The organism is Jeotgalibacillus campisalis, assembly GCF_000829515.1.
GTDB lineage: Bacteria > Bacillota > Bacilli > Bacillales > Jeotgalibacillaceae > Jeotgalibacillus > Jeotgalibacillus campisalis.
The window spans coordinates 360,458-374,584 of the sequence record NZ_JXRR01000014.1; the positions used below are offsets into that span (position 1 = coordinate 360,458).

Consider the following 14,127-nt stretch of genomic DNA (forward strand, 5'->3'; position numbering starts at 1 on the left):
TATAAGGATGGTTAATTCAATGACCCAGTCAATTAAAGAAATTGAACAAATACTAAATTCAATAGACACAGATGATGACCCGCGCCTCAACGAATGGAAAAGAGATTCACGCAAAGGAGTAACAAAGTTATTAAAATCCTTTAATTTAAAAATGAAGAAAAAACATGAACTCCATAAAAAATTTACTGAAATGCAAGTCTTCGAAAAAGAAGCAAGAATGAAAAATTACACGATTGTGGCAGGCATTGACGAAGTAGGCAGGGGACCTCTTGCTGGGCCTGTTGTGGCGGCAGCAGTTGTTTTGCCTGAAACTTTTTATCTTCCAGGTTTAGATGATTCTAAGAAATTAAGTGATAACAGAAAAAGTTTTTTATATGAAGAAATTCAAAAAAAGGCAGTTTCGATCGGAATAGGGTATGCAGAAGCTAAGGAAATAGATGACGTAAATATTTATCAGGCAACCAAACTGGCAATGTCTAGAGCGATTGAAGATTTAGACATTGTACCACAAATGCTGCTCATTGATGCGATGGCGCTTGAAACAAATATCCCTCAAGAGTCTATTATAAAAGGAGATGCTAGAAGCATATCCATTGCAGCGGCTTCTGTTGTAGCAAAAGTAACAAGAGATCGTTATATGGGGAAGCTTGCAAAATCGCACCCTCACTATAAATTTGAAAAAAATGCAGGGTACGGGACAAGAGAGCATTTAGAGGGTCTGCAAAGCCACGGACCATGCATAGAACACAGAATGTCATTTGCCCCGGTAAAGACCTTAAAAAACTAAAGAGGTGCAGAAGTGGAGCATAATAAAGCTAGTGGAAGAAGTGGAGTCAGTCCCTCCCAATTATATTCTCAAAAACCTCTGACTTTAAAGCACGGACAAGTTGTACTGGGGTTAGTTGAGAAGAGGATTTCTGAGCAAAAAGCTTTAATGAGAATAGGGGGGCAAACTATTACAGTAAATCTTCCTATTGAAATAAGTGAGGGCAGTAAAAGATGGTTCCGTGTTTTTGAAGAAGGAAAGGAAGTTGGATTAAAACCGGTAAATGAAAGAAACATCAATGGCGACAACAATAAACCGGCAGAAGATGCAAAAAATCTTTCTTTAAACACCTTCAAAGATAACAGGCACCCATCACCAGATTTATCAAATGGCCCTCCCTCGTTAAAGAAAGATCAACTTGCTAAAGCTTCAGAATGGGTTGCTGCATCAGCAGATAAAGAACGTGCCTTATCAATCATTAAGCTAATGACGTTAAAAAGTCAGCCCTTTTCTGATGCGATATTTACATCGTATGAAAGAGGGCTTCAGGGGACAGATTCATCTATTCAATCAGAAATGAACCGTTTACTCGGACACCTGTCCCGTGAACAGTCCCCTGCAGCGTTGCAGGTTTTAAATACGATAAAAAAAATTCAGCAGCCTATCCAGTCCTTTATGGCGCGGCAAATGACTGCAGAACTTTTCGCCCTGCTAACAAAACCATCAAGCCCCTTATCTGGCAAGGAGGCCGCTTTAAACAGTTTAAAGCAGCTGGAGGCCTTACCGCACTCTGCCACCCTATCTAATTGGTCTGAGGGCCTTATGAAGGCTTATTTGAGTGCGCCAGACCCTGCGAATGCATTTAAAATGACTTTCGCCCAGTTAAACAACAACGTTCAGCAAAATCACTATGACTTAGAACTGTATTTGAAGCTCGCCAAAGAAGCAGCGCAACTGACCTTGATAGGTAAGTCAGCAGCGGACATTTCAAATCAGGTAATCAAGAGGCTGGATGAATTTGCTTCTTTATTGAAAACAGTCGGTGAAGGAAATGGTTTGATATCCCCTAAGCAACTATTTGAAAGAATGGTTGATATTCAGGCGATGACGGAGATTTCTCAAAAACCCCTACTTGAACCTAAAGCGTTCGTGTTTAGAGACCTTCATTTAATTCCAAAGGATCAATTCATAGATCCTTCCCGGTTAAAAATGAATACACAGAGTTCAAGTGTCAAGGATGTTCATGATCTCCTGCGTTCTGTTTTAATAGAAGCGGAAAATAGATTCAATCCAATGCATTCAAGCGGAAAAATAGCGGATATGATCAAAGGGACCATTTCTCTTCTCGGAATTGATTACGAAAGCAGACTGACCGGATACACTCAATCAATAGAAGCGATCACTGAAAGCTTAAAACCGCAATTGATCACGCTGTTAAGAGATCCACATTTATCATCATCTGTGAAAGAAGCTGCAGAACATCTAACAAACAGACTAAATGGCCAGCAGATCCTTTCATCAGAATCTGGAACAACTGCCCAGATCTTTCTTCAGCTTCCCCTTCATTTTAAAAACAAACTAACGGATATTACGATGCAGTGGACCGCAAAAAAGCAAAAAGATGGCAGACTGGACAGTGACCACGCCAGAGTTTTATTTTATATCAATCTGGAAAATTTAAAGGAAACAGTTATCGATATGAACGTTCAAAAAAGAATTGTTTCCGTTGAAGTTTATACCCGCGTAGAGGGCTTACACGAGCTTGGTGACACGCTTAAACCTTCACTTAAATCCAGTCTGGAAAAAGCTGACTACCATTTGTCGAGTTTAAAGTTTTTATCTGCAAAACAAGGATCGCCGCCGGCCATAAATCCTGAAGTGGCGCAAATCAACAGTTTTTATGAGGGGGTAGATATCAGAGTATGAAAAAAGAACCGGTGTACAGCAGAAAACAGGCGGTAGCTATGACATATAATGCAGAGCTTGCAGGTGCCCCAGTTATAACAGGCAAAGGAAAAGGTATTACGGCGGAAAACATTATTGAAAAAGCTTTAGAGCACAACATACCGATTCAGGAAGATCCTAACTTAGTTGAACTGCTCGGACAATTAGAATTAAACGAGGCCATTCCCGATGATTTATATCAGGCAGTAGCAGAGGTGTTTGCATTTATATACCGGCTTGACCAAAAACAAGCTGAAAATACCGAAAGAGCAGTAGATTGATTGTCGGTTTTTTCACTACTTTGTCATAAATGGTAGACACCTGCTCTGTCATTTATTACAATGAAAGCGCAGTCTATTTTCAAAAGAGTTTGATAGGAGGATGGAACATGAATATCCATGAGTATCAAGGCAAAGAACTCCTCAGAAAATATGGGGTATCCGTTCCACGCGGATTTGTTGCATTTACACCAAAAGAAGCGGTGGATGCAGCTAAAGAATTAGGCTCTGCTGTTACAGTTGTGAAGGCACAGATTCATGCCGGAGGAAGAGGCAAGGCCGGCGGTGTCAAAATTGCTAAAAACTTAGACGATGTGCGTACATATTCTAAAGAGTTGCTCGGCAAAACGCTTGTTACACATCAAACAGGCCCAGAAGGTAAAGAAGTTAAGCGAATTCTCATTGAAGAAGGCTGTGATATTAAAAGCGAGTATTATATAGGGCTGGTTCTTGATCGCGCTACTTCACGCATAACGCTTATGGCTTCTGAAGAAGGCGGAACAGAAATTGAAGAAGTAGCAGAAGCGACTCCTGAGAAGATTTTCCGTGAAACGATCGACCCTGTAATCGGGCTGACTGCTTTTCAAGCACGAAGAGTGGCATTTAATATCAATATTCCAACAGAATTAGTTAACAAAACAGTTAAGTTCATGCTGGGACTTTATAAAATGTTTATTGAAAAAGACTGTTCCATCGCAGAGATCAATCCGCTCGTTACAACTGGTGACGGAAATGTGATGGCGCTTGATGCAAAACTCAATTTTGATGCAAACGCTCTCTACCGTCAAAAAGATGTTATGGAATTCCGCGATCTTGATGAAGAGGATCCTAAAGAAATTGAAGCATCAAAATATGACTTAAGCTATATTTCGCTTAATGGAGATATCGGCTGCATGGTAAATGGTGCAGGACTTGCAATGGCTACTATGGACATCATTAAGCATTACGGCGGAGACCCGGCAAACTTCCTTGATGTTGGGGGCGGTGCGACGGCGGAAAAAGTAACAGAAGCATTTAAAATTATTCTTTCTGATACAGCCGTTAAAGGCATATTCGTTAATATATTTGGCGGAATCATGAAGTGCGATATCATTGCTGAGGGTGTCGTTGAAGCTGCAAAGCAAGTTGAGCTTAAAGTTCCGCTTGTAGTCCGTTTAGAAGGTACCAATGTAGAATTAGGCAAAAAGATCCTGAACGAGTCAGGGTTGGATATTGTAGCAGCCGAGACTATGGCTGACGGCGCACAAAAAATCGTGGAATTAGTAGGCTAAGAAAGGCAGGGAGCATAAATGAGTGTTTTTATTGATAAGAATACAAAAGTATTAGTTCAAGGAATCACGGGTGCAACTGCCCTTTTCCATACTAAGCAGATGCTTGAGTACGGCACTAAAATTGTTGCCGGTGTAACGCCGGGAAAAGGCGGAACAGAAGCAGAAGGAGTACCGGTATTTAACACGGTCGAAGCAGCTGTAAAAGCAACAGGAGCCAACGTTTCTGTTATCTACGTTCCCGCTCCTTTTGCTGCGGATGCGATTTTAGAGGCAGTTGACGCTGAACTTGATATGGCCATTTGCATTACTGAGCATATCCCTGTAATTGATATGGTAAAAGTGAAAAGGTATATGGAAGGCAAAAAAACCCGTTTAGTAGGTCCTAACTGTCCAGGCGTTATAACTCCTGACGAATGTAAAATTGGCATCATGCCAGGTTATATTCACACAAAAGGACATGTTGGAGTGGTCTCGCGTTCCGGCACACTGACTTATGAGGCTGTTCACCAGCTTTCACAGGCTGGGATTGGCCAGTCAACAGCAGTAGGGATAGGGGGAGACCCTGTCAACGGCACAAACTTCATTGACGCTCTTGAAGCTTTTAACCAAGACGAAGATACTTATGCTGTCATTATGATCGGTGAAATTGGCGGTACGGCAGAAGAAGAAGCGGCTGAATGGGTGAAAGCTAATATGAAGAAGCCTGTTGTCGGATTTATTGGGGGAGCTACTGCGCCTCCGGGAAAACGCATGGGTCACGCTGGTGCAATTATTTCCGGAGGGAAAGGCACAGCAGAAGAAAAAATTAAAGTCATGAATGAATGCGGTATTCAAGTAGCAGCTACGCCTTCTGTTATGGGAGAAACATTGATTAATGTATTAAAAGAACAAAATTTGTTTGATAAATGTAAAACTCATTAAATCGGCTTAAAAGCCGCATGGTTGAATGACAGATTTTTTTAATGTACGAAATCAAATAGCTCCTGTATCGTATTCAGGGGCTATTTGTGTATTATTATTTTTATAGCGGAATAGCACAATAGCATAAAAGAGGAGGAAATATGCTGAACCGATCAAGAAGCAGACTCATTTATCTTCATTACAGTCATATCCTTTCTAACCGCCAGCTTTTAATATGGTTAAAAAATGACCCCGACATCACCATATCAAACAATAATCATCAATTTTTTCTCCCCTCCCTAAACCTTTCCCCCAATCAGAAAATGAAACTTCAGCAATATTTATCCGGTCAAATGAATGTTGAGTGCGAGCAAATGAACCAGGATAAACAACTCAAAATTATGACGATTTTAGACGATGACTATCCTGATAGATTAAAAGAAATACATGATCCTCCTGCGGTATTGTATTTAAAGGGGGATGCTGGAAAATTAGCTCATCCTTATACGTTAGGGGTTGTAGGGGCAAGAAAAGCAGACAGTTATACGCTGCTGTGTTTAAAGAAGATTCTGCCGCCGCTGATTGAAAGGAATTTTTGCATTATTAGCGGAATGGCGTTGGGTGCAGATGGAATGGCTCATACGCTCAGTCTTGAAGGACATTCAATCGGTGTATTAGGTTCCGGTTTTAATCATATTTATCCTCCTTCCCATCAATACCTCTATACCCAAATGATCACTAAACAGCTGCTGGTCACAGAATATCCTCCCTATCTTAAACCTCAAAAGCATTTCTTTCCTATGAGAAACAGAATCATTTCAGGAATATCAAAAGGCATATTGGTTACGCAGGCAGCACTTAAAAGCGGCTCGATGATTACTGTCGATAGAGCACTTGAAGAAGGAAGGGATGTCTTTGCTGTACCCGGACCCATTTTCAGTGAGCTATCTAGTGGTACAAATCATTTAATCAAGCAGGGAGCATCCCCGGTCACTGAAGCGGCAGATATCATAAATGAGTGGCAAATACCGTAATTTCTGAATCATTTGTATTAAAATAGTTGCTTTTTAAAAAAATATAGTTTACATTGTGCTTCAGACGCTTTCTTTGACATAAGAAGAAAGTGGTATCGGTTTTTAATAAAGAAAACGGTTTCATACACATGAATACAGGCTTTATGCTTGATAAAAGAATGAAATTAAAAATTGAATTATATTGACAAAAAATGAGTATAGCACATATAGTTACACATAAATAATGATGAAGAGAAAACCTCTGGGGAGGATTATGAATGGCTGATTTTTTAGTAATTGTGGAATCACCCGCTAAAGCAAAAACCATAGAGCGGTATTTAGGAAAAAAATATAAAGTAAGGGCATCGATGGGGCACGTAAGAGACTTGCCAAAAAGTCAGATGGGCGTCGATGTAAAAGATAATTTTGAGCCGAAATATATTACAATACGGGGAAAAGGTCCCGTCTTAAAAGAATTAAAAACGGCTGCGAAGAAAGCTAAAAAAGTCTATCTCGCAGCCGATCCGGATCGCGAAGGAGAAGCTATTGCCTGGCATCTTGCTCACAGTTTGGATTTAGATCTTGATTCAGAATGCAGGGTCGTTTTCAATGAAATAACGAAAGATGCAATAAAAGAATCGTTTAAGCATCCAAGGAAAATTGATATGGACCGAGTAGATGCCCAGCAGGCTCGACGAATTCTTGATCGTTTAGTTGGATATAACATCAGCCCTATACTTTGGAAAAAGGTTAAAAAAGGACTGAGTGCAGGAAGAGTTCAATCGGTTGCTGTCCGATTAATCATCGACAGAGAGAACGAAATTAAAAACTTCCAACCTGAAGAATATTGGACTATTGACGCAGCCTTTACAAAAGGGAAAGAAACATTTCAAGCTAGTTTTTATGGATTAAATGGAAAGAAAAAAAAGCTTGAAACAGAAGAAGATGTAAATCAGGTGCTCAGTCAACTGAATGAAAATGAATTTTCAATAACAAATGTTACAAAAAAAGAGCGTAAACGAAATCCTTCACCTTCTTTTATTACGTCTTCACTGCAACAGGAAGCTGCAAGAAAGTTAAACTATCGAGCAAGAAAAACAATGATGCTTGCTCAACAGCTTTATGAAGGAATTGAATTAGGTAAAAAAGAAGGAACTGTCGGTTTGATTACGTACATGCGAACAGATTCAGTGCGGATTTCAGATGTAGCTAAACAGGAAGCAATTGACGTGATTCAATCTGAATATGGAGAAAAATTTGTTCAGCAAACGCCTCCTAAAGAAAAGGCTAAATCCGGAAAAACACAGGATGCCCATGAGGCCATTCGCCCAACAAGCGCCATGAGAACACCAGCTTCAGTTAAACCTTTCCTGAGCAGGGATCAGCACCGGTTGTATCGTCTTATATGGGAGAGGTTTATCGCAAGCCAAATGGCTCCTGCTGTTATGGATACCATGAGTGTGGACTTAATGAACGGAGAAGTTCAGTTCCGCGCAACCGGTTCTAAAGTAAAATTCCCGGGATTCATGAAGGTTTATATCGAAGGAAATGATGATCAAAGTGATGAAAAAGAAAATTTTCTTCCGGATTTAAAAGAAGGAGAAAATGCAAAATCTGAGAACATTGATCCAAAGCAGCATTTTACTCAGCCGCCCCCGCGATACACTGAAGCAAGACTTGTTAAAATGCTTGAAGAGCTTGGTATAGGAAGGCCGTCAACGTATGCCCCTACGCTGGATACCATTCAAAAACGCGGATATGTTTCACTGGACAATAAACGGTTCATTCCAACTGAACTTGGAGAAATCGTTCTTGAATTAATTGTTGAATTCTTTCCAGAGATCATTGATGTTGAATTTACAGCGAAAATGGAGAAAGACTTAGACAGCGTAGAAGACGGCCAGATCCGTTGGGTTAGAATTATAGACGAATTTTATAAAGATTTTGAAGTCCATCTTGATAAAGCTGAAAAAGAGATGGAGAAAATTGAAATCAAAGATGAATATGCCGGAGAAGATTGCGAAGAATGCCAAAATCCAATGGTCATCAAAATGGGCCGCTATGGAAAGTTTATGGCCTGCAGCAATTTCCCTGATTGCCGCAACACAAAACCGATTGTAAAAGAAATCGGTGTAAAATGCCCTGTATGTAAGGAAGGGAATGTTATTGAGCGGAAGAGTAAGAAGAAAAGAATATTTTATGGATGTGACCGTTATCCTTCCTGTGAATTTTTATCGTGGGATAAACCAATCGACCGTTCGTGTCCTAAGTGCAATGAAATGCTGATCGAGAAAAAACTTAAAAAGGGCAATCAAATACAGTGCTCAACGTGTGATTACAAAGAAGAACACCAGCAATGATTAAAAGGGTCTTGACGGTTAAAACTGTCAGGCTCTTGTTTCTTTCTTCTGGTAAAATAGCTATAGTAGAAAAATGTGCAAGGAGGATAATTAAATGACAGCATCAACAGCAGTTAATGTAGTAGGAGCAGGCCTAGCTGGAAGTGAAGCAGCCTGGCAGATCGCACAGCGAGGCATTCAAGTCAATTTATATGAAATGAGGCCTGTCAGACAAACTGCGGCCCACCATACAGATAAATTCGCTGAACTAGTGTGCAGCAATTCTCTTAGAGCAAATAATCTTACTAACGCAGTAGGCGTATTAAAAGAGGAAATGAGAACTTTTGATTCGGTCATAATCGGTTCAGCAGATGCATGCTCCGTTCCAGCAGGTGGAGCACTGGCAGTAGACCGCCATGAGTTTGCCAGTCATGTTACGTCAAAAGTTAAAGAGCACCCGAATGTGAAAGTCTTTTCAGAAGAAATAACCAAAATTCCAGAAGGAATCACTATTATTGCTACTGGACCACTTACAACAGAAGGCCTTGCTTCTCAGCTAAAGGCGCTTACTGGAGAAGAATATCTGTATTTTTATGACGCAGCTGCGCCTATACTTGAAAAAGACAGCATTGATATGGAGAAAGTGTACTTAAAATCAAGATATGATAAGGGAGAGGCAGCTTATTTAAACTGCCCCATGACCGAAGAAGAATTTAATACCTTTTATGATGCACTTATAGCAGCAGAGGTTGTTCCTCTTAAAGAGTTTGAAAAAGAGATTTATTTTGAAGGCTGCATGCCCGTTGAAGTGATGGCTGAAAGAGGACGGAAAACATTATTATTCGGACCAATGAAGCCAGTTGGTTTAGAAGATCCAAAAACCGGCAAAAGACCTTACGCTGTTGTTCAATTAAGACAGGATGATGCAGCGGGCACGTTGTACAATATTGTTGGTTTTCAGACACATCTGAAATGGGGTCCTCAAAAAGATGTTATTCGTTTAATCCCGGGTCTTGAAAATGCAGAAATTGTCAGATACGGGGTGATGCACCGCAATACATTTATCAATTCTCCAAGAGTTCTTGAGTCGACGTATCAGTTTAAAGAAAGAAAAGATCTCTTTTTTGCAGGCCAGATGACAGGTGTTGAAGGTTACGTTGAATCAGCTGCGAGCGGCTTAATAGCAGGGATCAACGCGGCAAAACTTGCCAAGGGAGAAGAACCTGTTTTATTCCCTGCTCAAACTGCAATGGGAAGCATGGCTCGCTATATCACACAAGCCAATACGAAAAACTTTCAGCCTATGAACGCCAATTTCGGACTGTTTCCTGATTTGGAAGAAAAGGTAAAAGGGAAGAAAGAGCGTGCTGAAAAGCAAGCAGAACGAGCGCTGGAAACAATTCAGAACTTTGTGAAAAAAGTGTAAAATTTATTGCCACTGTCTTAAATTCGTGTTAGAATTTAGAGGCTTTTGCGAGGTGATCAAATTGAATAACATGTTTCATGAAGCCAAACAGCAATTTGTTCAATATTTACAAACCGAAAAAAATTATTCTTCCCTAACAATTGAACATTATATTCATGACATAGACAAATTCTTTCTTTTTCTCTTAAAAGAAGGTGTCGATGCATTAGAAGAAGTAGACGAAATTCATGCAAAGCTTTTTCTAATGCAGCTTCACCAGGATAAATACTCCAGGGCTTCTGTATCGAGGAAAATTTCCAGCCTTCGAAGTTTTTTTTCCTATCTGCAGCGTGAAGAAAAGCAGAGAACAAATCCGATGTCTTATGTATTGCACCCTAAAAAAGAGGGCAGGCTGCCTCATTTTTTTTATGAGAATGAAATGGAGCAGCTTTTTTTAGTTTGTGATGGGGAGAAGCCGCTTGATTTAAGAAATAAAGCGATCCTTGAGCTATTATATGCAACCGGAATACGGGTAAGCGAGTGTACTTCAATTCACCTGCAGGATCTGGATTTAACAATGGGCACTCTTTTGGTTAAGGGTAAAGGCAGAAAAGAGCGCTATGTTCCTTTCGGCGACTTTGCAAGAAATGCAATTAAACACTATGTGGAAGAGGGGCGGCCTGAATTAGTGAAAAGAGACGGCATGACTAGTCTATTCATTAATCATCGGGGTGAACCTCTAACAGCTAGAGGCATCCGCTATATGCTGACTAACTTAATGAATAAAACCACTCTGACGGCTTCTATTCATCCGCATATGCTGAGACATACTTTTGCGACTCATTTATTGAACAACGGAGCTGATCTCAGAACGGTGCAGGAGCTTTTAGGTCATTCTCATCTTTCTTCTACTCAGCTTTATACTCATGTAACAAAAGAGCATTTAAGAAAAACGTACAATTCATTTCATCCACGGGCTTGATTACATATAAGCTATTGATAAGGAGGCCGACGATATGGACCAATTTCATGCGACAACGATCTTTGCCGTTCAGCATAAGGGACAGTCTGCAATGGCAGGTGATGGTCAGGTAACGTTTGGGAATGCAGTAGTAATGAAGCATACAGCGAGAAAAGTAAGGAAGTTATTTAATGGTCAGGTTATTGCCGGTTTTGCTGGTTCTGTAGCTGATGCTTTCACCTTATTTGAGATGTTTGAGGGGAAGCTGCAAGAGTATAATGGCAATTTGCAAAGAGCTGCAGTTGAAGTTGCCAAGCAATGGAGAAGCGATAAAGTGTTAAGAAGGCTTGAAGCGATGCTGATTGTTATGGATCAGCAAGGTCTTTTATTAGTGTCTGGTACCGGCGAAGTGATTGAACCTGATGATGGAGTACTTGCCATTGGTTCAGGTGGAAATTATGCACTTTCAGCAGGGCGAGCGCTAAAAACACATGCCGGCGACCATATGACTGCAAAAGAGATAGCCGATGCCGCACTTCACGTGGCAGCAGATATTTGCGTATACACGAATACAAATATTGTAGTTGAAGAATTGTAAAGGAGCGATATGATGACAAATAAAACTGAATTGACTCCAAAACAAATAGTGGAAAGACTTGACCAATATATTGTAGGGCAAAGAGATGCAAAGCGTGCTGTAGCTGTAGCATTGAGAAACCGATATCGCAGAAATTTGCTCGATGAAACACTGCGCGAAGAAATCATTCCTAAAAACATCCTGATGATGGGTCCGACGGGAGTTGGGAAAACGGAAATCGCGCGTCGGATTGCCAAGCTTGTCGGTGCACCATTTATTAAAATTGAAGCCACTAAGTTTACAGAAGTAGGCTATGTAGGACGTGATGTGGAGTCAATGGTTCGAGATCTCATGGAAACGTCCGTTCGAATTGTGAAGGAAGAAAAAATCGTTTCTGTTCAGGGGAAAGCTGAAGAGCAGGCTAATCAACGTTTAGTGAAATTGCTGGTTCCGTCTGCTAAAAAGTCACAATCCTTTAAAAACCCATTTGAAATGATGTTTGGGGGAAATGGTGAGGCTTCGACCGACACAGCTGATGAACAAAAAGAAGAAGAAGCAACCATTAAAGATCGCCGAAAAGACATTGCACGTCAATTAAAAGCGGGCGAGCTTGAAGAGCAGACGGTCACAATTGAAGTGGACGAACAGCAGATGTCATCAATGTTTGATATGCTTCAAGGGTCCGGAATGGAACAAATGGGCATGAATATGCAGGATGCGTTAAGCAATATGATGCCGAAGAAAAAGAAAAAAAGAAAATTAAAAGTAAAAGAAGCCAGAAAAGTACTCACACATGATGAAGCGGCTAAATTAATTGACATGGACGAAGTGACTCAGGATGCATTGCACCGTGCTGAGCAGATGGGGATTATCTTTGTTGATGAAATTGATAAAATTGCTTCTAAATCTTCCGGTACAAGCTCATCAGATGTATCGAGAGAAGGTGTGCAAAGAGATATTCTGCCGATAGTTGAAGGATCTACAGTCACTACGAAATATGGACCTGTGAAAACAGATCACGTATTATTTATTGCTGCCGGTGCCTTTCATACTGCGAAACCTTCAGATCTTATCCCTGAACTTCAAGGACGGTTCCCTATTCGTGTTGAATTGCAAAAGCTGACAGTTGATGATTTTGTGCGTATTCTAGTAGAACCTGATCATGCACTTATTAAACAATATGTTGCGCTGCTTGCTACAGAAGGTATTGAAGTTGAATTTACACACGAAGCAACGGTAAGACTGGCCGAGATTGCCTATCAGGTTAACCAGGATACAGATAATATTGGCGCAAGAAGACTTCATACCATTATGGAGAAGCTTCTTGAAGATCTCTCTTTTGAAGCTTCCGATATATCAATCGGGACTGTTCGAATTACACCAGGTTATGTTGATGATAAGCTTGAAACGATTGCAAAGGATAAAGACCTTAGTCAATTTATCTTATAGGGTTTGAATTGCCCTTAATAGGGAAAGATGAGAATAATTATTTGATTTATAAGAATACAGGAGGATTTAATACAAATGAACTTACTAGGTAAAACAAGACAGATTAATGCAATGCTACAAAAATCAGCAGGTAAACCTGTTAATTTTAAAGAAATGGCAGAAACACTATCGGATGTCATTGAAGCGAATGTATTTATTTTAAGCAGAAAAGGTAAATTGCTTGGCTTTGCTGTAAATCAGCAAATTGAAAACGAGCGAATGAAGCAAATGTTAGAAGACCGTCAATTCCCGGAAGAATATACGAAAAATCTTTTCAATATAACTGAAACTTCACCGAATCTAGACGTAGACAGTGAATATACTGCGTTCCCAGTAGAAAATAAAGATCTTTTCCAAAATGGTCTGACAACAATCGTGCCATTTATTGGCGGGGGCGAACGTTTAGGTACTTTGATTCTTGCACGTGTACAGCAGGCGTTTGAAGATGATGATTTAATTCTTGGCGAATATGGTGCAACAGTAGTCGGAATGGAAATTCTGCGTGAAAAAGCAGATGAAATTGAAGTTGAAGCACGAAGCAAAGCAGTCGTTCAAATGGCGATCAGTTCTCTTTCGTATAGTGAACTTGAAGCGATTGAGCACATCTTTGAAGAGCTTGATGGAAACGAAGGTCTTTTAGTTGCATCGAAAATAGCAGACCGTGTAGGCATTACAAGATCCGTCATCGTAAATGCACTGCGCAAGCTTGAAAGTGCTGGAGTAATTGAATCACGTTCACTTGGGATGAAAGGAACTTATATTAAGGTTCTTAATGACAAATTCCTTCTTGAGCTTGATAATATTAAAAATAACTAATTAAACGAATACTAAAACTTAGCTGCTCTGCAGCTAAGTTTTTTTGTGCGAAATTACCTAAATTAAGGCTGATTAAAGAACTATTACCGTTTTTATGATTTATCATAGCGTTCGTGAGCCATTTTATGTAAGTGGAGGATGCAAGCATCTCACTAAGTAAGCAGAATTGTAATATGTTTGTGAAGATTCTTTAAAGAATATAGAATCGTCAAGAAACATATGGTAAGGTTATTTTTGGCAAAAAAATTACGGAAATATGTCGAAAATAACATAACTAAGTATGATAAAAGAAAGATTTCATATGGTTTTTAGCGGAATAAAGATTTAAAAAATAAACTAGACTAAAAGTATTGTTTTTAAAAATTGGTT

General features: G+C 39.9%; 12 protein-coding genes. All 12 read left to right on the forward strand.

Features of this window, described 5'->3' with window-relative positions:
* Positions 1-19 precede the first annotated feature (19 nt).
* The 12 genes from KR50_RS08880 (at position 20) to codY (ending at position 13,758) form a co-directional block, all read left to right on the forward strand.
* Positions 20-787, forward strand: coding sequence for a ribonuclease HII (locus tag KR50_RS08880; RefSeq protein WP_041057459.1), 768 nt, complete (start codon positions 20-22; stop codon positions 785-787).
* 12 nt (positions 788-799) lie between these two features.
* Complete coding sequence (locus KR50_RS08885; RefSeq protein ID WP_041057461.1) at positions 800-2,692, forward strand: hypothetical protein; 1,893 nt, start codon at positions 800-802, stop codon at positions 2,690-2,692.
* Complete coding sequence (locus tag KR50_RS08890; protein ID WP_041057462.1) at positions 2,689-2,991, forward strand: EscU/YscU/HrcU family type III secretion system export apparatus switch protein; 303 nt, start codon at positions 2,689-2,691, stop codon at positions 2,989-2,991. The genes KR50_RS08885 and KR50_RS08890 overlap by 4 nt, the downstream gene beginning before the upstream one ends.
* 107 nt (positions 2,992-3,098) lie before the next feature.
* Complete coding sequence (gene sucC, locus KR50_RS08895) at positions 3,099-4,259, forward strand: ADP-forming succinate--CoA ligase subunit beta (RefSeq protein WP_041057463.1); 1,161 nt, start codon at positions 3,099-3,101, stop codon at positions 4,257-4,259.
* A gap of 18 nt (positions 4,260-4,277) precedes the next feature.
* The gene (sucD, locus tag KR50_RS08900; protein ID WP_041057464.1) at positions 4,278-5,180 is read left to right on the forward strand and encodes a succinate--CoA ligase subunit alpha; all 903 of its coding nucleotides are present in this window, start codon (positions 4,278-4,280) and stop codon (positions 5,178-5,180) included.
* A 140-nt stretch (positions 5,181-5,320) separates the two neighbouring features.
* Positions 5,321-6,193, forward strand: coding sequence for a DNA-processing protein DprA (dprA, locus tag KR50_RS08905; protein ID WP_041057466.1), 873 nt, complete (start codon positions 5,321-5,323; stop codon positions 6,191-6,193).
* A gap of 257 nt (positions 6,194-6,450) precedes the next feature.
* Positions 6,451-8,532 (forward strand): type I DNA topoisomerase, encoded by a 2,082-nt coding sequence (topA, locus tag KR50_RS08910; RefSeq protein WP_041057468.1) that lies wholly within the window; start codon positions 6,451-6,453, stop codon positions 8,530-8,532.
* Positions 8,533-8,626: 94 nt separating this feature from the next.
* On the forward strand, positions 8,627-9,937 hold the full coding sequence (trmFO, locus tag KR50_RS08915; RefSeq protein WP_041057470.1) for an FADH(2)-oxidizing methylenetetrahydrofolate--tRNA-(uracil(54)-C(5))-methyltransferase TrmFO: 1,311 nt from the start codon (positions 8,627-8,629) through the stop codon (positions 9,935-9,937).
* A gap of 70 nt (positions 9,938-10,007) precedes the next feature.
* Positions 10,008-10,898: a tyrosine recombinase XerC gene (gene xerC, locus KR50_RS08920; RefSeq protein WP_041057472.1), complete on the forward strand. Its 891-nt coding sequence runs from the start codon at positions 10,008-10,010 to the stop codon at positions 10,896-10,898.
* Between the two features lie 34 nt (positions 10,899-10,932).
* Positions 10,933-11,475, forward strand: coding sequence for an ATP-dependent protease subunit HslV (gene hslV / locus KR50_RS08925; RefSeq protein WP_041057473.1), 543 nt, complete (start codon positions 10,933-10,935; stop codon positions 11,473-11,475).
* Between the two features lie 12 nt (positions 11,476-11,487).
* Positions 11,488-12,903: an HslU--HslV peptidase ATPase subunit gene (gene hslU, locus KR50_RS08930; protein WP_041057475.1), complete on the forward strand. Its 1,416-nt coding sequence runs from the start codon at positions 11,488-11,490 to the stop codon at positions 12,901-12,903.
* Between the two features lie 75 nt (positions 12,904-12,978).
* Complete coding sequence (codY, locus tag KR50_RS08935) at positions 12,979-13,758, forward strand: GTP-sensing pleiotropic transcriptional regulator CodY (RefSeq protein ID WP_041057476.1); 780 nt, start codon at positions 12,979-12,981, stop codon at positions 13,756-13,758.
* The last annotated feature ends 369 nt before the right edge of the window (positions 13,759-14,127 follow it).

Excerpts from the sequence above, each read along its gene's own strand:
- KR50_RS08880 (WP_041057459.1), top strand. The coding sequence starts at position 20 with ATGACCCAGTCAATTAAAGAAATTGAACAAATACTAAATTCAATAGAC.
- KR50_RS08890 (WP_041057462.1), top strand. The coding sequence starts at position 2,689 with ATGAAAAAAGAACCGGTGTACAGCAGAAAACAGGCGGTAGCTATGACA.
- sucC (WP_041057463.1), top strand. The coding sequence starts at position 3,099 with ATGAATATCCATGAGTATCAAGGCAAAGAACTCCTCAGAAAATATGGG.
- sucD (WP_041057464.1), top strand. The coding sequence starts at position 4,278 with ATGAGTGTTTTTATTGATAAGAATACAAAAGTATTAGTTCAAGGAATC.
- dprA (WP_041057466.1), top strand. The coding sequence starts at position 5,321 with ATGCTGAACCGATCAAGAAGCAGACTCATTTATCTTCATTACAGTCAT.
- topA (WP_041057468.1), top strand. The coding sequence starts at position 6,451 with ATGGCTGATTTTTTAGTAATTGTGGAATCACCCGCTAAAGCAAAAACC.
- trmFO (WP_041057470.1), top strand. The coding sequence starts at position 8,627 with ATGACAGCATCAACAGCAGTTAATGTAGTAGGAGCAGGCCTAGCTGGA.
- xerC (WP_041057472.1), top strand. The coding sequence starts at position 10,008 with ATGTTTCATGAAGCCAAACAGCAATTTGTTCAATATTTACAAACCGAA.
- hslV (WP_041057473.1), top strand. The coding sequence starts at position 10,933 with ATGGACCAATTTCATGCGACAACGATCTTTGCCGTTCAGCATAAGGGA.
- hslU (WP_041057475.1), top strand. The coding sequence starts at position 11,488 with ATGACAAATAAAACTGAATTGACTCCAAAACAAATAGTGGAAAGACTT.
- codY (WP_041057476.1), top strand. The coding sequence starts at position 12,979 with ATGAACTTACTAGGTAAAACAAGACAGATTAATGCAATGCTACAAAAA.